Origin of the sequence: Paenibacillus sp. S150 (genome assembly GCF_019352175.1) — a bacterium.
In the GTDB taxonomy this organism is placed as follows: Bacteria; Bacillota; Bacilli; order Paenibacillales; family Paenibacillaceae; genus Paenibacillus_AQ.
This window is the reverse complement of sequence record NZ_JACBYI010000048.1, coordinates 15,326-35,891: the sequence shown is the minus strand read 5'-3', so window position 1 is coordinate 35,891 and position 20,566 is coordinate 15,326. Positions and strand designations below refer to the sequence as shown.

Sequence of the window (20,566 nt, the reverse complement as noted above, 5' to 3'; positions counted from 1 at the left end):
TCCTTCCGATCCCGCTGTTAAAGCCCGGTTTCCTGATTGGAATAAGATTACAGGTGGAATTCAGATGGAGCCAGCTTTTTCCCACGATACCTTTAAGACCTTTCCGTCCGTATAAGTGTACTAATTCTTACGAATTCCACTTTACTCCATTCCACTTCACGTCCCTGCCCCGGTAGTAGCCTCGGTTGGACCCGCTCTATTCCGCGCTTCCTCCTGCAAAACATAGAATCCGCAGGTTCAGCACGGCTGCCACGAATTTTAACTCACCCCGATTTTATACACGCCTTACCCACAGCAAAAGAAATTTATAATATCCTAAACAACAAGCAGAAACGGATACGCCGTCCTTATAAGAACGGTATCCGTTTCTGCGAGAAAGATAAGGCTAATTTTTAGCGTGAAACATATAAACCCGAATTTCGAAAGTAAGTATCCACAAATCATCTAAAAAGCTCTACACGAAGGGATTTCTTGCTAAAAATAGCTTGTACCAAATGGGTGATGGAAAAAGAGAGTTTATCCCTTGTCCTATCTGGATGGGTTCAATTCACTTTCGAAATTCAGGATAAATTCTCTTTTGAAAAATGCCGGATTCACACAGCCGCAGCCGTGCAACCCCGCATTTACAGCCGCCCGTGCCGCACATCCTGCAGCAGCGCGATTGTAGCCGCCCCGGTGCCGGCTCCCCGACATTGTCTCACAGCAGGCCGGACCCGATATGCTCCCGGAAGCAGCGCACTTTTCCGCCGTCATCGTAAAAAATACTAGCCCCGTTGGCAAAATGCGGCGCATTGGCGGTCTCCACCGCCTCCTCCACATCCTTGACCGGATCGCCGGCGGCACAGGTGCGAAGATTTCCTCCCGCCAAATTTTCATGGCCTGAGTGACCCCGTCAAACACTTTCGGACCGATCCCCCCCTACCCCGGCAAGCCTCAGCAATGATACAGAGCTTCGCTGAGCGCGGCCAGAGCCATCGCCTGACCGTATGCCATGGGGGCTATAAGGATGCCCTTATAATCTTCCTTGGCTGCACCGATCGGTGTGCCGCCCGATACGCCAAGCACTGTACCTTCATCGTTAATTCTGTCCAGCACAGCCTGAATCGCTCTCAGTGCCGATTCAGCCCATGCCTCCGGCAGCAGCCCACTGCGCACACCATGCAGAATACCGCCTGCAATGGCAGCCGACCCGGATGTTTCTGTATAACTGTCCGGATCATCCAGCAGCGTATGCCACAGTCCGTCCGCGCTCTGGCAGGCGAGCAAGGCTTCCGCCTGTGCGTGCAGGATTTGTTGAAGATATGTGAAGACCCCGCTGTCCAGATAGGGATGCATCAGCTCCAGATATTCCGGCAGGCCGAGCGTAAACCAGCCGTTGCCGCGGCACCAGAAGGCTTCACTGAAATTGTGCCGGCCGCCAAAATGCCAGCCGTGGAAGAACAGTCCCGTCTTTTTGTCATACAGGTATTTAATATGCAGCAGCAGCTGATGCAGCGACGTTTGCCGCCATGCGGAATTGTCGTATTTCACTCCCATTTTTGCCGTAAACAGAACGGCCATGAACAGCGTATCGATCCAAATTTCGTTCTCATGGAGTGAGACTTCATGCTTGCCAGCGCCTGTTGTCACATGCTGGTAGCCTTGCTCCGGCGTCCGGGGCAGGCCATGCATCAGCCAATTTGCCCATTCAAGGCTCAGTTCCTCAGCCTCCTCCAGTTCCATCAGCGACAGCAGCGGGGCTGTCGTATTGATGTTCCTGCCCGGCAGGCCCTTCTCCAGCTGGCGGGCCATCCACGGCCTGGCATAAGCAAGATAACGGCCGTCCCCGAAATGACGGTCAAGCTTTTGCAGACCATACAGCCCGACTCCCTGCGGCCAGTCCCATTCCTCCATACCGAAATCCCGGGCAAAATAGCCCCGCCGGCCCGCATCCTCCCCTAAGTTCTGCAGCTCGGCTTCGTTATCCGGCCGCTCAAGCTGCAGCAGCTTATCCGTCACACGGTTCAGCTTCCCGATGATTTCGGCCTTGTTCACCCGGCTGTTGCCCATCTGTTGCGCCGACCCTTCTCCTGCCATGCCCCGATCTCCTTTCATATTTGCCCCAGCTTAATCCGGAAGGTCCTGATCTCATAAGGCTTGATCCGGAATTCCATTTCATCCTCATGCCACTCTCCCAGCGGTTCCTCCATTAAGCTGCATTCCTGCCAGGACACTATGGAGTAGGCACTTTCCACACGCACCAGATTCCGTGAACCGGCATATTCATGCAGGCGCAGCACAACCCCGGTACCGTCTTCCGAGCGCTTAATGGCATCAATCAGCACATGTCCGCCCCCGATGGAGAACAGCGGCCCGCCTTCCAGCCGTCCCGGCACAATACGCAGGGGATTATTCAGCTCCCACGCCTCCTGGACCACACCGCCCTCCACAAAATCACCCGTATGCGGATAAAGCGCATACGTAAAGGAATGATGGCCCTGATCCTGCTCCGGATCGGGGTGAACGGCCGTTTTCAGCAGCGTCAGCCGCAGCACGCTGTCCTTGATGTCATAGCCGTATTTACAGTCGTTGAGCAGAGCTACGCCATAACCGGTCTCGCTGACATCGGCCCACTGGTGGCCCACCGTCTCGAAACGGGCATAATCCCAGCTTGTGTTCCAATGCGTCGGCCGTTTGACGTTGCCGAACTGGATATCATAGGTCGCTTCCATAGCATGGATATCAACCGGGAAGGCCACTTTCAGCAATTGATTATGCCCATGCCAGTCCAGCTCAGTGCGAAAATCAATTCTGGGCGTATCGCGGTAGAAAATGATATGCTGCACAATCGTTGACCGGTGAAATGTCCACGACATGCGCAGCACCGCCCGCAGCGGACCGTTCTCGACCAGCTCACACTGCGTAAGCTGCGAGATTTCCGTCATTTTCTCCTGGTAGAATATATCGATGTCCCAGGCTTCATAATCCAGCGGCTTATCCTCGAATACCTGGAGCACATTTCCGCGCTGTCCGGGTGCCAGAAGCTCGCGTCCACTCCGGCGGTCGCGCAGCGAAGTGAAATGGCCCTGACCGTTCCAGACCGCTTCAACCAGCGGTGTCGCCAGGCGGCCTGCGGCAACAGCCGCAAGCTGCCCCGCCTCTTCCGCGAGGGTATCCTCCGCCTGCCTCCGCACAAATTGCAGCACCGCTGTGCCAAGTGCGGACACGGAAGGAACATACACCAGGCTGCCGCCGTCTGCCGTCCGCTGTTGTTCCAGCCGCTGTCCGGCGGCGTCAAGGAAGATGTCTGCATCCGCAGCTTTTCCCGGCAGCTCGACATAGCGCGGACGGTCCCAGGCCGAGCTGTTCAGCAGTGTGGAGTATTCCAGCCCGCCGGAATTGCCTCCGGCTTCCCCTGCGCCTCCGCCGTTAATTAATGCCAGCGACCGCGCCTCCCCCTCCGCATATTCAAGGTCGCTGTCCTCGTAGACCTCCTTTATCGACGAACCGGGGATAATATCATGAAACTGGTTGCGCAGCAGGATTTCCCAAATCGCGCGCAGTTCAGCCGCCGGATACGCCGTTTCCAGATCGCCGCGTCTCACACCGTTCAACGTGTGCAGCCACTCCGCATCCCGCAGCAGTAATTCCAGGCGCCGGTTGTACTTTTTATTGCGGGCTTGAGAGGTGTAGGTGCCCCGGTGGCATTCGAAGTATAATTCGCCGTTCCACGTATGCACGTACGCTTCAGATTTCTCAATCCGCTCATGCAGTCCGGCAAAATACTCCCCTGCGCTGCCCATATTCAGCTTCGGCATGCCCGGAAGCTTATCGAACCGTCTCCTAAGCTCCAGCATCTCCCGTGTAGGTCCGCCGCCCCCGTCGCCCCAGCCGTAAGCGAACAGCAGATGGTCGCTGAGCTCCTTATCCTGGTATGAATTCCAGATTCCGCGCAGCAGAGCGGCCGTCATCCGGCCATTATACGTATACGCATCACCGTTCTTCTCCGAGGTGGTGATGAAATGCGTCAGAATTTCCGAACCGTCAAGCCCCCTCCACCGGAAGGTGTCATGCGGCATCCGGTTGAACTGGTTCCAGCTGATTTTGGTCGTCATGAACGTATCGATGCCCGATTTGCGCAGAACCTGCGGCAGCGCCCAGCTGTACCCGAACACATCCGGCAGCCATAGATACTTGCTCTCGATGCCGAACTGCTCGCGGAGATAGCGCTTGCCCGTCAAAATCTGGCGGACCAGCGACTCGCCGGACGGGATATTGCAATCCGCCTCCAGCCACATTGCCCCTTCCGCTTCCCAGCGGCCCTCCTTGATCCGTTCTGAGATCCGCCCGAACAGCTCGGGATAGTCCTGCTTCAGGTAGTCGTACAATTGCGGTTGTGTTTGCAGGAATTGATACTCCGGAAATTCCTCCATCAGCCGCAGAACGGTAGAGAAGGAACGTGCCGTCTTCTCCCGCGTATGCTTCAGCCGCCACAGCCAGGCGACATCAATATGGGTATGGCCCACGGCGGTAATCGTCATGCCAAAGGTTTTGGGCATGGCATCAACAGCCTGGTTCAGGCGGGCCGCCGCCCGGTACAGTGAGCTGATATGTTCTTCCGAGCCGGGCTCCGACCAGTCGATTTCCCGGAACGCGCCGCTCAGCGCTTTTTGGAGCCACTGCTTCTCCGGCTGGTCGCCGCCCAGATAGCGGCAAGTGTCCAGCGCAGCCTGTGACATATAGAACAAATCCTCAATCGTCTCGTCCAGATAGCCAATCACGGCCTCGCTGATCCGGTGCTCCTGAACGACGGGCGGCCCCCCGCCCTCCAGACCGGACCACAGCCGGAAGACCAGTTCTACCGTCTGCCCGCCCAGCTCCGCGCCAAAAACAACCTCCCTGTGGTTCGTATCCACGCCTTGATACGGCGTCCCGTTCACATACAGCAGCGATTCGAACCCGGAGTTATTGAAGCTCCCCGATTTGCCGAAATCAAATCTGCCGGCGAGCTTGAAGCCTGCTCTGCTCTCGGGCAGCACCACCACCGCACGCAGCCAGACATAACGGTCACGCCCCCGCCACTGCTCCTGCAGCTTGATTGTGCCATGAAACGAAACGGCTGCCGGATAGACGCCATTAACCCCGTCCTCATCCTCCGCAAGCTCCAGCTCCGTAAGCTCCAGTACCTGGAGATATCTGTACTTTCCAATTTCGGCCTGGCGCCGGATCAGCTTCTCCTCTGTCAAAAACATACTCCCCACCCCTTTGTATCCGTTTTCACATCGCCACTATAGCAAATCCCTCCGCTCAAAAACTACTTTATTTTTGCTGTAATGACCCTTATACCTTGCAAATCTTGCTTTTTCGGACATATAATAAATGAACATTACAGAAGAAGGCGGCGAGCATATGCTTGAAAGCGACTTGTTGTATGAGCAAGGGTACAGCGTACGCATCAACACTCCGGCCGATCCGCTTTTTTATTACTTTGATTATGACCAGCGGTCCCACAATATCAATATGGAGTTTCAGCATTTTCATGATTTTTTCGAGATTCATATATTAATGGATTCAAGAGCAACCCATATCATCGAAGGAAATGTACATGCTCTTCAGCAGTATGACATCGTTCTGCTTCGTCCCTGCCGGCTGCACAAGACCCAGTATCCCGTAGGCCCGCCGCATAAGCGGCTGATCATCAACTTTGCCATGCCCAAAAATGTACCCGGTTTAGAAACCGCTTACAAAATTATGCTGCTCCCTTTCGGGGAGGAAGTGCCGATCTACCGGTTGACGGGAGAGCCGCGCAGAGCCGTGTTCGATCCGCTTAACGCCATCTTCACCTTGTCACACAACGCTTCGCCGCTGAACCCGGTGCTGATTCACAGCCTGTTCCAGCAATTTCTCTGCGCTCTAACCCGGCAGCGGGACATGAACAGCTATGTGCTGGAGGAAATCGGGAACGCTATGATGCAAAAAATATATTCCATCACCGCTTACATTCATAGCCGCTACGGCAGCGAGCTGTCGCTTGATACCATCTCCAAGGAATTCTATATCAGTTCCTATTATTTATCGCACCAGTTCAAATCGGTCACCGGCTTCACACTGACGGAATATATCCAGATGACCCGGGTCCGCAAGGCCCAGCAGCTATTGATTCATACCCGGCAAAAGATATCCGTCATCGCCGAGCAGTGCGGGTTCAACAGCTTCTCGCAGTTCAACCGCATCTTCAATAAGCTCAGCGGCATGTCCCCGTCTGCGTTCCGCAAGCAGCAGGCCAAAGCGGCCTTGCACTCTTATTAGATGGAGCACAGCGAATCAATGAGCCAAGCAGAAACGGCTACGCCGTCCTTCTAAGGGACGGAGTGTTTCAGCGAGAAATAGAAGGATCATTTAGTGTGCAAGGCAATATAATTTCTTAGATTTGTACAAAAAAAGCTTCCGGACTGCCCGAAGGGCAATTCAGAAGCTTTCCTCATGATTATGCGGTCGAGAGGACTCGAACCTCCACGGTATTGCTACCACACGGACCTGAACCGTGCGCGTCTGCCAATTCCGCCACGACCGCAAATTTATGAAATGCAACGCAAGAGATAATATATCATGATTCTTACGTGAGAGCAAGTTGTTTTTTTAAATAAATTTCTGGAATGCACAAGCACCCCGCCATTCTCTGAGTAATATAAGAGTAAATAGTACAACGAGGTGAATGACAAATGGGACAGCCAACCAAGATACGCAAGCGGGCAAAGGAACTGAAGGGGCGGCCGGTCTGCATTACGCTTCATGACGGACGTTCATATGTAGGCTATATAACCGGAGTTGAAAAGGAAGTGCTGATTCTCTCCAGACCCCATACCCGCAAGGCATCGGCCAAAAAATCTTCCGCCCGTTCGCGGAAAGCGGAAGTCTCCGGCTTCATGCCGCTTCTGGGATCATTCTTTGGGGGCTCGGGAGGCGGTTTAGGAGCAGCGGGGCTTGGAGGCGGGTTACGCTTCCTGGGCATGATACAGAAGGCAATGCCGGTGATGAAGATGGGCTACGGTATGATTAAGTCCATTCGGCCTTTTTTTAACGGGCTGAAAGGGTTAATGGGGTAACAAGCTTGCTTGTACGCCCGCCCTTATAAGGGACGGGGTGTTTCAGCGAGAAATAGAAGGATCATTCAGTGTGCCAAGCATATAAATTCTTAGATTTCGAAAAAAGACACCCCGCAAGGTGTCTTTTTGTTTGCGCCCGCCCATTGCTCTGCCAGCCCGTCGCGTTCATTCAAACGGGAGGTTCATCCGGCAGCGGCCGAATCGCAGAGCCTGCTTTCCGTGAACTTGTTTATCTTTTGACCACATTGAAGTTATCTTCAATCAGCAGCCAATTCTGCGGAAAGGGAAGCCCCAGCTTCCAGTAGCTGATTCCCCTGAGGCCCAGCTCCTTCAGCAGAGTGAACTTCGCCTGAACCGAGCGGGCATCCTCGAACCACACCTTGTGCGGATTGCCGGAATCATCGGTGTAGTCGAAATGCGGCGCCTGATCGTTGTAATCATACTGAATGGCCGCGTTCCGGTTTCTGGCCAGATCAATCGCCGCCTGGGGGCTGAGCGCCCGGGCGTAAGCTCCGCCAGCGACATAAGGCAGGGTCCAGTCATAGCCGTATAAATTCTGCCCCATCATAATCTTGGACCCCGGCATTTCGCTCAGGGCATATTCCAGCACCCTGCGGACAGGGCCTATCGGGGAAACCGGCATCGGCGGCCCTCCGCTATATCCCCACTCATACGTCATAATAATTACAAAATCGGCAACCTCTCCATGCACCCTATAATCATGGGCGGTGTACCAGGCACCCATCTGGGTTCTGCTTGTTTTGGGCGCCAATGCCGTGGATAACAGGAAGCCTTCCTGGTGAATCACGGCCGCAGCTCTGCGGAGAAAGGCATTATATGCCTCACGGTCCTCCTGACGGAGGAACTCGAAATCAAAATGAATGTCCCGGAAATTCAGCTGCTTCGCCGTGGTGATGATGTTCGCCAATAACCGGTCCTGGACAGCCGGATCATTCAAAATGATCTGCCCCAGCTCAGAGCTGAACTGCGCATTCTCCAAGTTCGTCACGACCATCATCAGTGTCACCCGGTTTTGCCCGGCAATCGAGGCCAGGCCGTCCAGAGGCGGTGCCTCCAGGGAGCCGTCCCGCTGCACCCGGAAGCTGAAGGGAGCCAGATAGGTGAGATGGGGTGCTGCCTCAGCCGCGGCATCCCTTAAGCTCTGGGATACCTCTTCCCCTCTTGGCTCTATATAGGCGTTAATTTCCGCATCCCGCTTCGGCTCCGGCGGGATATACAAGCGAAACCCTATCTGCAAGGGCTGGCTCACAGACAGCCGGTTACTGTCAGCGAGGATATTCACATTAAGACCGAACCTGCGGGCGATGCTGTACAAGCTGTCCCCCGGCTGCACCCAGTAATACATACCCGCTATGGGAATCACCAGCGTTTGACCAACCACCAGCCTGCCGGGTGCAGACAGTTGATTGGCTTCGCTGATTTCATCCGCGGGCACCTCATAGGCCTGTGCTATGCCATACAGGGACTGGCCCGCTTGCACCACATGAATTTGCATATTAACCCCCTCTTCATCCACACACAACGAATGATATATTTTATTCGGTTGAGTGAAGGGGTATGCGGACTTTGGCGGAATGAACCGGATCTGCCTGTCCGCCGGCCGGTCTTCCTGCTTAAGCTGACCGGCAGCCTGCCTGGCCTGGCCGCAGCGGCTTCGCGCCCGCGCTTATGGCGTTGGCATGCCGCCGTTGGCATTCAGCGTTTCACCGCTGATGTAGCTTGACTCCTGGCTGGCCAGGAACACATAAGCCGGAGCCATCTCGGCGGGCTGGCCTGGACGGCCAAGCGGTGTTTTGGCCCCGAAATCCTTAAGCACCTCCGTCGGCTGTCCGCCCGATACCTGCAGCGGGGTCCACACGGGACCGGGGGCTACAACGTTGACGCGGATGCCCTTGCTCGCCACTTGCTGGGCGAGCGACTTGCTGAAGGTGTTGATTGCGGCCTTGGTCGTCGCGTAATCCAGCAGAATCGGTGAAGGCTCATAAGCCTGAACGGAGGCGGTATTGATAATCGTGCTGCCCGGCTTCATGTGCTTAAGCGCCGCTTTGCACAGCCAGAACAATCCGTAGACATTGGTTTTGAACGTAGCGTCGAACTGCTCGGTCGTGAGATCGGCAATCTCCGGCACGAACTGCTGCATGCCCGCGATATTCGCCAGAATATCAACGCCTCCCAGCTGCTCCACCGCGGCAGCTACAAGCTGTCCGCTATATTTCTCGTCCTTCAGATCACCGGGTACGGCCACTGCGGTGCGGCCGGCTTCCTGCACCAGCTTGATGACCTCCCGGGCATCCTTCTCTTCCTCGGGCAGATAGGACAGAACCACATCTGCGCCCTCCCGGGCAAAAGCAATGGCGACCGCGCGGCCAATGCCGCTGTCCGCTCCGGTAACAATCGCCTTGCGTCCGGCAAGACGACCGGTTCCGCGGTACGTGTCCTGTCCCGCATCCGGAAGCGGGTTCATTTCCTGTTCAATTCCCGGAGGGTTCTGCTGCTGCTCAAACTCCGGACCAGCCTTGGTGTACTGCTTCACAGGGTCCTGCAGCTTATACTGATCAGTCATCTTATGTTTCCTCCTCTTAATAGCTTGTGGCAGCCATTCCAGCTTAATGGCTTTGCTCCTTCTAATGTAACCGGGTTGTTTCCAATCTAAACAAAGCTGCCCAGCTGCTGCAATTCAATAACTGCTCCACTTCTCTGCGTCAACGAACAAGACCGGACCGGTTCGGACCTTACAAATAAAGGCACCTCCCGCTGTTGCAATAGCTGGGGGTGCCTTTAAATGGATTTCTGCGCTTACACTGTTTTAAATTCAATCCAGCCGATCTGCAGCCCGGGCTTAACGAAATCCAGCTTCAGCTCATACAGGCCGGCCTCCAGCTCGACCTTTACCAGCTTCTGCCGGACCCACTTGCCATCCGTGCCATTCGTCTGAATGGTTGCCAGCATCTGACCGTTCAGTGTCAGATTGCATGCGCTTTGCGCCAATTCCGTCTCGGCGGACATGATCTCCACAATAATCCGGTATTGTCCTGCCTGCTCCACCTTCACAAAGGTCGATCCGGCCACGGCTGGCATCACCTGTGCATTCTCAGCTATAGATAGCGCCTGCTCAGCCGGAAGGGTAGAATCCGCCTTGAAGCTCTCCGCTGTTTCTTCGCTCACATGAGGCCTGGAGAATACCGGCGCGTTCATGATGAACCGGCAAATGTTCATGGCGGAGCGCTGCAGCTCTCCGCGCGTCAGCGTACCCTTTTCCAGAGCATCCAGGGTGTTGTCATCATAAGCGTTGACTTCGGAGCCATAGTTGCTTACAACCATGTATAAGTCATTTTGTGCACGGACCATCCAGTTGGTGTTCTTCCGGTCCGCTGGCCCACCGTCAACAACATCGTTCATAATCGCCCACCAGTCAGTCATCACGATGCCCCGGAAGCCCCATTCTCCGCGGAGAACTGTGGTATTCAGGTCATAATTGGAAGCCGCCCAATGCCCGTTAACCGGATTATACGAGGTCATAATCGAGTTCGCGCCGCCTTCCTTGACGGCAATCTCGAAGCCCTTGAGATAAATCTCGCGGATGGCGCGTTCAGACACAATGGCGTCCACCTTGCTGCGGTGCCTTTCCTGATTGTTGCAGGCAAAATGCTTCAGGGTGGCGTTCGAGCCGCCTCTCATAATCCCCCGTGTGCAGGCAGCCGCAAAAACCCCCGAAATCAGCGGGTCCTCGGAAAAATACTCAAAGTTGCGTCCGTTAAGCGGACTGCGGCGGATATTCAGTCCGGGTCCGAGCAAAGTGTCCACGCTGTTTCTGACCAGCTCCCGGCCTTCCATCACATACAGCTCTTCGACAAGCTCCGCGTTCCAGGTTGCCGCAAGCAGGGTTCCAATCGGGACCTGCGTCGCCTTGTGTCCGCTGTCCATCCGGATGCCGGAAGGGCCGTCTGCCGTACAGGCTACCGGAATCCCGTAGCTGAACAACTGATCGCTGACCCCGCCAAAAGCCGAAGCCGTACCCGGTGTAACCAGCGGACTGCTCATCCCTTCGCCTCTGACGATTACCGCCAGATCCTGATCGCTAAGCTGGGCGATGAAGGTAGGCATGTCTACTTTTCCATCGTATACATCTCTCAGGGTGTGTCCCTGATTGCCGGTCTGCGTCAGCGTTTCGGGCAAATTCCGCCCAATCCGTTCTTTCATGGAAACTTTGCGCGTCGGAGCTTCGGCAAAGAGCAGCTCATACGAGCCGTCTTCCTTGCGGGCTCCCGGCATCATCCGGGTGAAGCTCTCGGTTGGCGCCAGCGCCTCCTGCAGCTGCTCTACGACCTCAAGAGCCTCCAAAATATAACCGCTGCGGCCTTCCACCTGTATTTCCGCTGCTTGCTTAATGCTGCTTCCCGCATACAAACGGTAGGTTCCCGCTTCCAGTACATAGGCGGAAGGATGTCCCGTCACACCGGCATCATCATAAGAAGCCATCGCATGAACCGGGAAGCTTACAGTAAGGCGTTCCGACTCCCCCGGCTGAAGCAACTTGGTTTTCCCGAAGGCCGCGAGCACTCTGGCCGGCTGCCCCAGCCTGCCTTGCGGCGCTTCGTAATAGACCTGTACAACCTCTTTTCCGGCAAAATCGCTTCCTGTATTCGTTACGGTGGCACCGATTTCAGCGTACAGCTTTCCGTCCTTATCCATCAGCTTGGCTTCTTCGGACTCAATGGCAAATGTGGTATAGGAGAGTCCATAGCCAAACTCAAACTGGACCTTTTCCGGGCAGAACGTCTCGAAATAACGGTATCCCACATAAATATCTTCCTGGTATATGTTTTTGAATTCATTGCCGTAATTGGAGGTCGAAGGATAATCCTGAATGGAATAAGCAATTGTATCGGTTAATTTGCCGCTTGGCGTCACCTCGCCGGCCAGCACACCGGCAATGGCATTGCCCCCCTCCATGCCGCCGTGCCAGGAGTAGATTACGGAAGAAATCGGGTGTACATAGCTGTCATCGTTCAACCAGCTCATATCCATAATATTGGACACATTCAGCACGACGACGGTTTGATCAAAATAAGCCGTCACCTGCTTCAGCATCGTCTGCTCATCCGCCGTTAATTGATAGCTGCCCGGAGCGTCGGCGTTATCCTGGTCCTCTCCCGCTGTACGTCCGATTACAATGATTGCCTTGTCCGACTTGCTTCTGGCCTGCGACACCAGCTCATCCGTCAAAGGCATTTCCTTCTGGTGCCAAGGCTCTGCCGCCCAGGCCCCGCCGCCGTTGTCAAAGGGATTCTGTTCAATCCACTTCTCATATACCGCCGCCAGTTCTTCATTGACTGTGAGGTTCTTCTTGCTGCGCAGCCCGTCCAAAAGATTGGTCGTATACGAGACATGCACGCTCCCGCCCGAGCCTGTACCGCTGCGATAATAATTCACCTGGGTCCGGCCAAAAATAGAAACGTTTCCATCGCCGCGCAGCGGAAGCACCCGGCCTTCATTTTTCAGCAGCACCGCGCCTTCTGCACCTACGGTCCGGCTGAATTCTGCAAACCCTTCGAGTGGAACTCCTAGCTTCTGTGTACTCAAATTTGTTTCCTCCTGATTGTCATTTCCCTATCCAGTGCAGGTTCCAAGCAGAAACGGCTTCGCCGTCCTTATAGGACGGTATCCGTTACAGCGAGAAAGATAAAGATATTTTTTAGCGTGAAACATATAAATTCTTATCTTTTGAAAAAGGGCTCCCGTCCCTTCCGGAATTTCTAGATTCCGTGAACCCGTGCATACCTCCTACTATAAAGAATCCCCTTTCAAGAATCAAAGGTATTCGTTCAAAAACAGTGTTTCCTGGCCCCACATCCCCAATTTATTACTCAGGCTTCCTTTTCCTGTTAATCAAAAAAGCACTTGCAAATGATCCAATAAGCAATAAGATGGCAACGAACAAACTCACATCTTTCATGCCGGCGTTGAAAGCACTAAAAACAATATTCTTAATGTCTTCAAAAGCTGGCATTGGTTTGAAGACTTCAGCTTGTTTACAATCAAAAATTTGCGGGCCGGCAAAAGCTCCGGTTTTATGAAAAACATCCAGCATTTGATTTTTAAATTCCGAATCCATATTCTGAATCTCCATAATGTGTTCTAGTGCGCACAAATGCACATATGTAATAAAATGAAAAGCACCCTGCTATTTCAAATTCATGAGTGCTTTCATATTATTCGCTGTCTCTTCAAACGTATCGACAATGAATTTTTTATTTGCTTGGTAGTACACTTCCCGGCCTTCTTTCCTTCTCTGCACAATACTAAACCGTTTCATAAAATCCAGGTGACGAGAAATCACTGAACGATTTTGAGGAAAATGCTCTGCTATTTCCCCAATCGTCATTTCCCCATTAACAGAAAGGAATATCAACAGTTCACTTCGAACCGGGTCGAAAATTGCTCTGAAAAATTCAATATCAATATTGTCTTCAATCAATTTCTTACATTTATCCGGATCATGACTGAGTCCCATAATCTCACCGCCTGATTCTATTATATGCATCCGCGTGCACATGTCAACAAATCAAATCAGCAGCCCAAGCAACCTGCCTAACAGACCCGGCAGATCGCTTGAACAGGTGGAAGTCGTGTCACTAGAATAGTCTGAACTGTACATTTTGCGCCCTGGATGGCAGAGCTTCTATTTACGGCGCTGCTTCATCATCCGGTTATACATCACAAGCGCGGCAATAATCATCCCGATCATCGCGACACTGCTTGCTGAATCCGGCGACATGCCAAACATGAGGCAAATGCTGTTCACCAATGTCCTCGTAAGCAGCGCAACCATGATCAGCATCAACGGACGCCAAATATTATATCCTCTCATCCCAACACTCCCGCCCATTTATGATAGAGTAGCAATACCATGATTATAGCATAGCGGGCAGCAACATCTAAACCGGACCCGGACAGCGCCGGATGCTCCATGCATAAGAAGCTAGGGGATGAGCCTGATATAATCGACGGATAGATCGTAGCCCGTGCTGGACGGATTTTTGCCGTTAACGTAAAACTTGATCCGCTTATTGCCCGTGGTCTGGAAGGTATACGTGCCGATCGCCAGTTCCTCATACACGTTGCCGGCGGCATACAAATCCTGTTGTCCGCCCACATTGACGCCATCTACCGACAGCTGGAACTTGCCGCGCGTGCTGTATTTTTTGACGCCAACCTTGATGCTGTAGGTGCCGGTCTGCGTAATATTGACATTGAACTGCATATCGTCGCCCGCTGCATTGGTGTCGAGCTTCACCAGCCTGCCTCCGCTTGCTCCCGTGTCATTCAAATACGTAAACGGATCCCCCGACGTGCTCCATGGGGTCAGCGACTCCGCCTCGAACGTAATCGTCCGCCGCGGAATCAGCTGGATGCTGTCCACACCGAGATCATAACCGCCGCCTGTGCTGCCGGCCGCCGTAAAGCGGAATTTGCGCTCGCCGGTTATGCCGAAGTTTTTGTTGCCAATGTAGTAGGTGTCGTAGAACTGACTGGAGGCATAATAATCCTTGACCTCGCCAACGTTCTGCCCGTCTACGGACAGCTGGAATTTCCCGCGGTCGCTGCCTTTTTTCACCGTGGCATACACTGCATACATGCCGGCGTTCGGTACGTTCATCGTGTACTCGACATACTGTCCGGACGCCGTGCCGTCAAATTTACTGAAGGCTCCGCCGCTTGCGCTGCTGTCGGCCACATCCGTCTGGACGGCTCCGGCGGATACCGCAGCCGGCAGATCCTCGGCTTCTCCGTGATGGACCGGGGTCAGCACAACCAGAGTCATCGCATTTTTGCCCAATGTGAAGGCAGGGGCGATGGAAACCGCTGGAGCGGCGATGTAATCGGCGACCTTTTCCAATTCGGCGCTGCCGCCGCTGGAGGTGTAGTTGCTGTGGGTCTGGTCAACCAAGTACCGCTGGACGCGAATCTGCTTGCCGGTGAAGATAGACGGCAAATTCGTGATATTCATCGTCAGATTGTAATCCGCCGTACCCGTGGTCCACTGGTAATTGGAGGCCAGCACTGCTACTCCGGTATCATCCCGGGTGCCAAGGGCATGGATGCCCAGACCGTCGCCGGAGAGCGCATTCGACGAGGTGGTAATGCGGTTTTCCTTCAGCATGCTCTGCATTTTGACCAGATTATAGTAAGGGTACGGCGCTCCGTCGGCTTCATCGGCGAACATGGACTTCCGGTTGTTGTTCGCGTGGTCGAATACCCAATGCATCGGCATATCCATGCCGCCCTTGACGAAATAATAGCCAAGGGCCGACATCGCGGCTGCCTGCGTCAGCAAATCTTCATTATATGTGGTCCCGGTGTTGGAGCCGGGGAACACACCGTACTCGGTGACAAACACCGGTGTGTTCGGATTCAATCCCCGGGCGCTCAGCCAGCCTTGGACAGTGGCCTTGTCGGATTGCACATCGGCAGGATTGCTCCTCCTGTTATAGCTATGATAGGAGAAGAAGTCGAGGCGTTTGTTCGGATTGGTGTCCGCGGCATATTGATTCAGAAACTGCTGGTTGAACTCCATATCCAGAGATACGCTCGCCGGTCCGCCGATCTTCAGCGGAATGGCGGGGTTCAGCTCGGCGTTAAGCTCCTGAACAATGGCGTAAAACTGCTTGTACCAGTAGTAATACGTATCAATCTCCATATTGGGAGCCTCATCATAGCCCGGCGTCCAGCTCTTCTTCGGTTCGTTGAAAGCTTCGATATATTCGATCTGCGGATACCGCTGCTTGTAATGGCGGATGCCGTTCTTCAGCACCTCCCGGGCCAGCGCGGGCTGATTGTAGGTCAGCTCGGTGGAGCACTGGTCGATATTGAGAAAAATCCGGTCCGAATGCAGCGCAATCTGATCCATATAGCTATATGCCGTATTGCCCTCATGCTCAATATAGTTGTAGCTGTACGTGCCGTTTGCCTCGTTGTAATATTTGGTCGGCTTGATCCAGGCCCGCGTGTACTTTACACCGAGTGCCTGCACCTTGGCCATGTCTCCCGCTCCGAGATCAGGGGAGTAATCCGCCTGGTTCTGATACCATACCGGGTTGTTGAACTTGCCGAGATCGGAACCGGCATCAACGGTCACTGTGGCGCTGCCGGCGGCTTCCGCCGTTTGACCCGTCCCGGGCGGCAGCAAGGGAGCCAACAGCGTAATGAGCAGAAGAAGAATGCCCTTGTGTCTCCATTTGTGTAAGGCCCGTTGTTTTTTTACTCTTTCCATATCAATTCCTCCTTTGATTGTAAGCCCTTTCATTCATTCGCAAAAAGAGGGCTCCGAGCGCGGGCATACGCCTGCAACCCGGAGATAAAGCTGAATATCCGTAATAATGACTGGGACCAAACGCCTTAGCACAGCTCCATCCGGTCCGTGCCCGGACTGCCGCTTTCCTGCCCCGGCGGCTTCACTCCGTCAGCACCGCGACCACCCGGTAGGTCCGGCCCGGCTCATAAGGCAGCCTCGCCCCCGGCCATGCCGATCCATCCACAGTCAAGCTGACCGCCCCTTGCTCCAGCCCGTCCGGATTGAGCACGGTAATCTCATACCTCGCCTTTCTGAAGCTGCGCGCGGCCTTGTACCAGCGCCAATCCGGAGGGATGTGCGGGTCGAGTTCAAGGCCTTCCGCCGTGGCCCGGATGCCCAGCACATAATCCAGCGCGGTCCACAGCATCCAGCCTACGGTTCCGGTAGAATTATGATGGCTCGACCGTCCGAAATTCGGGGAATCCCGCAAGCCGAAATAAAAATTCGGCAGGAAGATCGGCACTTGCAGATTCCGCTCCGGCGGATTATCCGGATTGGTAGGCAGCGTGCGGCGGATCGTGTCGTAGGCGCGCGCGCCGCGCCCGGAACGGCAATCGGCAAAGGCCTTGAACATTGAGGCATGGCAGTATACCGAGCCGTTCTCTGCCGTTCCGGCCAGCTTGATGCTGATCCGGCCCCACTTCGGATTCCAGTCCGTGAACGCGGGCGCAAGCAGCAGCGGTCCGGCTGGCGTATCCAGCGAATCCACCGCGGACAGGCAGGCTGCCAGCCGTGCTCCGCGCGCCGCCCCGCATATCACCGCCCACGTCTGGGTGTTCAGGAACAGCTTGCCTTCCCCGTCGCTGTCCGTGCCGAACGCCTCGCCGTTGTCGTCGAAGCCGGCCACATACCATGCCCCGTCCCAGCAGCTGCCGTTGATGGCCTCATCCAGCCGCCGCGCCAGCTGCGCCAGACGCTGCGCGCTGCTCTCATCGCCCCGCAGGCGGCATAGCGGAATCAGCTCAGCTGCTCCGTACATGAGGGCCATCGTGCTCCAGGCCGATTCCCCGCGCCCCAGCCGGCCGGGACCGTTGATGGGGTCGTTCCAGTCGCCGTGCCCCATCAGGCAAAGACCGTGGGCGCCGGTATCTCCGGCCATGTAATCTACGGCCAGCAGCAGACGATCATAGACGGAAGCGGAATCCCCGGCATCCTTGAAGGGTACCTGCCGGTCCAGCAGCGCCGGGTCCCCCGCCTGATGAACCAGCGCAATCAGGCAGATCAGGAGCCACAGCGGACCATCCTTGTGCGTCAGCAGACAGAGCTTCTGCGGCGGCGAGCCGTCGGTCATGATCCACTGCTGGATGAAGCCGCTGCGCTCCTGCCGCGCCAGCACGGTTTCCATGAAGGCAAGGGCGCCTTCGGGATCGATCATGGCGTAGCCGAGCGCATCCTGGAGCTGATTGCGGACCGGACAGTACACCGACATCCGGTTCGTCCGGGTCTGGAGCACGATCTGCTTCTTCAACCAATGGTTCATGAAATGGTTGAGGCTGCTATCCGGCGTCTCCACCGTAAAAGCCGCCGACACTGCAGCCCAATACCCGTTCACCTCTTGCAGCAGGGATTCTGTACCGGCGGCGAGCCAGCTGTCGCGGATTGTCCGGACCTCCTCCAGGGTCCGCGCGCAGCCCAGTACCAGATCGGCAGCCGCCTGCCCGCCGGGGGCAAGCTCCAGGAGGTGCTGGAACACACCCGCCGGATTCTCCGCTTCGCCGGTCAACCCTGAGCAGTGCCCCCTCTTAACCGCTGCCGGCAATCCGCCGGTCTCATCGCCGCCGAAGAAGTTCCGTTCGCTGCAATCATACGAATCGGGCCGGCGGTCGGAGAACAAGTAGACCAGGCTCAAGTCGTTGTCGTATTGCTCCTTCTCCTCATAGAAGACATGGTACGGGAAGGAGAAGCTGGACAGCACTCCGCTGTCCGCCTCATATTCGCACTTGCTGCCCATCACCCCGCCGTTCTCCAGCGAGAATGCGGAGAACAGCGACAGGCGCCTTGGCCGGTCCGTGTTATTGCTGACCGTGACGGTCCAGTGCTCGCGCACGCCCTCCCTTGGCACGAACACACGGATGGCGGCCGAGATGCCTCCGTGTGCCGAACGGATCTCACTCCAGCCCAGGGCATGGGTACAGGTAAAGCCCCCGTTCTCCGTATCAAGCGGCTGCCCGGCCGGACACCAGCATTCACCGGTATCGTGGTCGAGCAGATAGAAGTATTTATAGCCCTCCCGGTTGAATTCCCGGTGCCGGGGAAGGATAACCGCACTTTTCCCCTGGCCGGTCTGTGATACCTCCGTATAATAGCTGTCATTGAACAAGTAATTGAACCAGCGGGCGGGTGTCTTGGCGGTTGTAATCACATATTCCGCTCCGCCGCCTGCAAAATCGCCGTAACTCATCGCAAAACTCCCCTGTATATATTTCTGACCCGGCCGGCAGGGCTGCAGCCTGAGCCTCTCCGGCAGGAGTCACTCACGGCTTGCAGCCTGCTGCGGGTTTGAGCAGGTTATATTGCCGCCCTGCCTACTTATTGACCTTGTCATACCATTCTCTGGCCCGCTTGGTAACCTCCTCGCCCCCCGACTTGTTCCACTTATCGACGAATTCATCGAATTTGTCGATGGAGAACTGGCCGAGGATGATTTTGGTGGCGTACTCGACGTACAGGGTGCGGTTGTTGATATCCGCGTAGCCGTCATACAGGCTGGCCGGCATGCCGTCACCCGCGATCGTCTTCACATACTGCTGGTTGTCCTCCATGTTCCGGATATTTTGCTCCACTGCCCACATGCGGTCCTCGGAGGCGGTGTTTCTGAACAGCTCGCTCTTGAAATCGATGGTGGCGACATCGTTATATGGCTGGAACAGCTTGTTCTCCATCGTGCTCTTGTCCTCCGGCAGCAGCGACGGCTTGCCGTCCTTGAGCTCATGGTGCATCCCCTCCAGTCCCAGGAAAAGCGCGTTCCAGTTATTTTTGTCGTACAGGCTGTTCAGCAGCGTCAGCGTGGCATCCAGCTTGGCGCCTTTGTTGTTCTTGACCACCCAGACCGGATTCTGGGTCTTCTTCAGGGAATAGAAGCCCTCGTAACCCTCCACCTTGGGTACAGGCAGAACCGAATAATCAGCCTTCACATTCGTATTTTTGTGGATGGCCTCAATCCGCTCATTGACCCCTTCTGCCCAGTGGTAATAGTTGCCTACCTTATCCCCTTCAATCTTCCCGTCCCATTTCGCTTTATTGTTCAGCAGGCTCTCGGGATCGATCAGCCCATCCTTGTACAGCTTCGCGATGAATTCCAGCGCCGCCTTCATGTTCGGCGTTACCGCCGCATAGGTCAGCTCGCCGTTATACAGATCCCAGTCCGGCTTCCCATCATTCATCGCCACGCCGTACATCGCGAACAGATGGTCCATCCACGCTGCCTGCTCGCGGCCGCCGGTCGGAAGCTCATCCTTCTGTCCGTTGCCGTTCGGGTCCTGGTCGCGGAAAGCTTCCAGCACCTTAACGTATTCCTCCTGCGTCGCCGGCATCGCAAGACCCAGCTTATCCAGCCAATCCTTGCGGATCAGCCCCGAGGTTCGCCCGTAATCCAGCACGCCGGGAATATAATAAATCCGTCCCTGGCCGGTTGGGTCGTTCGCTTTGACCACGTTCCAGATTTCTTCCGGAATCGCATTCCAGACATTTGGCGCTTTCTCAGGGAGCAGATCGGTCAAATCGGCAAGGGCGCCGTTCTTGGCCAGACTGCTCTCCATCCCCTGCTGCGGCAGGAACAGATCCGGCATTTCACCTGCGGAGATTTTGAGGTTCAACTGATTGAGATAGGTCGTCCCGCCGTTCCATTCCACATACGGATGGATGACGCCGACGCCGAGAAGATCCTTATAGAAGGTGTAGAGCGGACTGCCGTGCGTAATCGGCTTGAAGCCCAGGTTCGTCGTCCATACCTCAATGTCTGCCGTCTCCGCCGCCGCGTTTCCGCCCGGCACAGCAGCTCCTTCTTCCGTCCCCGCCTTGTTCCCGTCATTGCCGCAGCCGGCAAGGATGGATGAGAGCAGGGCCGTGATCACCGCGAGCCTGCCTATTTTGTTAAACCGCATGA

14 protein-coding genes and 1 tRNA gene are annotated in these 20,566 nt (G+C 55.3%); 2 read left to right on the top strand and 13 right to left on the bottom strand.

Translation table 11 applies throughout. The features are described 5' to 3' along the window. Positions 1–697: 697 nt before the first annotated feature. The 3 genes from HYD27_RS27685 to HYD27_RS27675 all read right to left on the bottom strand — a co-directional run bounded on the left by HYD27_RS27685 (position 698) and on the right by HYD27_RS27675 (position 5,231). Positions 698–868 carry a hypothetical protein gene (locus tag HYD27_RS27685; RefSeq protein ID WP_219220715.1) on the bottom strand — a complete coding sequence of 57 codons (171 nt, stop codon included), beginning with the start codon at positions 866–868 and terminating at the stop codon, positions 698–700. A 65-nt stretch (positions 869–933) separates the two neighbouring features. Continuing rightward, positions 934–2,076: a glycoside hydrolase family 88/105 protein gene (locus tag HYD27_RS27680; RefSeq protein ID WP_228745388.1), complete on the bottom strand. Its 1,143-nt coding sequence runs from the start codon at positions 2,074–2,076 to the stop codon at positions 934–936. A gap of 14 nt (positions 2,077–2,090) precedes the next feature. After that, positions 2,091–5,231: an alpha-mannosidase gene (locus HYD27_RS27675; protein ID WP_219220713.1), complete on the bottom strand. Its 3,141-nt coding sequence runs from the start codon at positions 5,229–5,231 to the stop codon at positions 2,091–2,093. A gap of 127 nt (positions 5,232–5,358) precedes the next feature. Between HYD27_RS27675 and HYD27_RS27670 the strand changes: the two genes are divergently transcribed. After that, on the top strand, positions 5,359–6,288 hold the full coding sequence (locus tag HYD27_RS27670) for a helix-turn-helix transcriptional regulator (RefSeq protein ID WP_228745387.1): 930 nt from the start codon (positions 5,359–5,361) through the stop codon (positions 6,286–6,288). 181 nt (positions 6,289–6,469) lie between these two features. Here HYD27_RS27670 and HYD27_RS27665 read toward each other — a convergent pair. Continuing rightward, positions 6,470–6,553: transfer RNA gene (locus HYD27_RS27665), tRNA-Leu, on the bottom strand. Between the two features lie 148 nt (positions 6,554–6,701). Here HYD27_RS27665 and HYD27_RS27660 point away from each other — a divergent pair. Beyond that, positions 6,702–7,085, top strand: coding sequence for a hypothetical protein (locus tag HYD27_RS27660; protein ID WP_219220711.1), 384 nt, complete (start codon positions 6,702–6,704; stop codon positions 7,083–7,085). 229 nt (positions 7,086–7,314) lie between these two features. On the opposite strand, the gene HYD27_RS27655 is transcribed toward HYD27_RS27660, so the two are convergent. The 9 genes from HYD27_RS27655 to HYD27_RS27615 form a co-directional block, all read right to left on the bottom strand. After that, the gene (locus HYD27_RS27655; RefSeq protein WP_219220708.1) at positions 7,315–8,601 is read right to left on the bottom strand and encodes a glycoside hydrolase family 18 protein; all 1,287 of its coding nucleotides are present in this window, start codon (positions 8,599–8,601) and stop codon (positions 7,315–7,317) included. A 171-nt stretch (positions 8,602–8,772) separates the two neighbouring features. After that, the gene (locus HYD27_RS27650; RefSeq protein WP_219220707.1) at positions 8,773–9,669 is read right to left on the bottom strand and encodes an SDR family oxidoreductase; all 897 of its coding nucleotides are present in this window, start codon (positions 9,667–9,669) and stop codon (positions 8,773–8,775) included. Positions 9,670–9,902: 233 nt separating this feature from the next. Then, positions 9,903–12,689, bottom strand: a complete 2,787-nt coding sequence (locus tag HYD27_RS27645; protein WP_219220705.1) for a glycoside hydrolase family 3 C-terminal domain-containing protein — start codon at positions 12,687–12,689, stop codon at positions 9,903–9,905. 280 nt (positions 12,690–12,969) lie between these two features. Then, the gene (locus HYD27_RS27640; protein WP_219220702.1) at positions 12,970–13,221 is read right to left on the bottom strand and encodes a hypothetical protein; all 252 of its coding nucleotides are present in this window, start codon (positions 13,219–13,221) and stop codon (positions 12,970–12,972) included. A gap of 69 nt (positions 13,222–13,290) precedes the next feature. Next, entirely contained in the window at positions 13,291–13,620 is a 330-nt protein-coding gene (locus HYD27_RS27635; RefSeq protein WP_219220699.1) for an ArsR/SmtB family transcription factor, read from the bottom strand. 168 nt (positions 13,621–13,788) lie between these two features. After that, the gene (locus tag HYD27_RS27630) at positions 13,789–13,977 is read right to left on the bottom strand and encodes a hypothetical protein (RefSeq protein ID WP_219220696.1); all 189 of its coding nucleotides are present in this window, start codon (positions 13,975–13,977) and stop codon (positions 13,789–13,791) included. 111 nt (positions 13,978–14,088) lie between these two features. Further along, positions 14,089–16,380: a carbohydrate-binding protein gene (locus HYD27_RS27625; protein WP_219220694.1), complete on the bottom strand. Its 2,292-nt coding sequence runs from the start codon at positions 16,378–16,380 to the stop codon at positions 14,089–14,091. Positions 16,381–16,561: 181 nt separating this feature from the next. After that, the gene (locus HYD27_RS27620) at positions 16,562–18,862 is read right to left on the bottom strand and encodes a GH36-type glycosyl hydrolase domain-containing protein (RefSeq protein WP_219220693.1); all 2,301 of its coding nucleotides are present in this window, start codon (positions 18,860–18,862) and stop codon (positions 16,562–16,564) included. 124 nt (positions 18,863–18,986) lie between these two features. Next, positions 18,987–20,564 (bottom strand): type 2 periplasmic-binding domain-containing protein, encoded by a 1,578-nt coding sequence (locus HYD27_RS27615; RefSeq protein WP_219220691.1) that lies wholly within the window; start codon positions 20,562–20,564, stop codon positions 18,987–18,989. Positions 20,565–20,566: the final 2 nt, after the last annotated feature.

Coding starts and splice junctions, on each gene's coding strand:
- HYD27_RS27615 (WP_219220691.1), bottom strand. CDS start 20,564: ATGCGGTTTAACAAAATAGGCAGGCTCGCGGTGATCACGGCCCTGCTC.
- HYD27_RS27680 (WP_228745388.1), bottom strand. CDS start 2,076: ATGGCAGGAGAAGGGTCGGCGCAACAGATGGGCAACAGCCGGGTGAAC.
- HYD27_RS27670 (WP_228745387.1), top strand. CDS start 5,359: ATGAACATTACAGAAGAAGGCGGCGAGCATATGCTTGAAAGCGACTTG.
- HYD27_RS27675 (WP_219220713.1), bottom strand. CDS start 5,231: ATGTTTTTGACAGAGGAGAAGCTGATCCGGCGCCAGGCCGAAATTGGA.
- HYD27_RS27620 (WP_219220693.1), bottom strand. CDS start 18,862: ATGAGTTACGGCGATTTTGCAGGCGGCGGAGCGGAATATGTGATTACA.
- HYD27_RS27650 (WP_219220707.1), bottom strand. CDS start 9,669: ATGACTGATCAGTATAAGCTGCAGGACCCTGTGAAGCAGTACACCAAG.
- HYD27_RS27625 (WP_219220694.1), bottom strand. CDS start 16,380: ATGGAAAGAGTAAAAAAACAACGGGCCTTACACAAATGGAGACACAAG.
- HYD27_RS27655 (WP_219220708.1), bottom strand. CDS start 8,601: ATGCAAATTCATGTGGTGCAAGCGGGCCAGTCCCTGTATGGCATAGCA.
- HYD27_RS27660 (WP_219220711.1), top strand. CDS start 6,702: ATGGGACAGCCAACCAAGATACGCAAGCGGGCAAAGGAACTGAAGGGG.
- HYD27_RS27635 (WP_219220699.1), bottom strand. CDS start 13,620: ATGGGACTCAGTCATGATCCGGATAAATGTAAGAAATTGATTGAAGAC.
- HYD27_RS27630 (WP_219220696.1), bottom strand. CDS start 13,977: ATGAGAGGATATAATATTTGGCGTCCGTTGATGCTGATCATGGTTGCG.
- HYD27_RS27640 (WP_219220702.1), bottom strand. CDS start 13,221: ATGGATTCGGAATTTAAAAATCAAATGCTGGATGTTTTTCATAAAACC.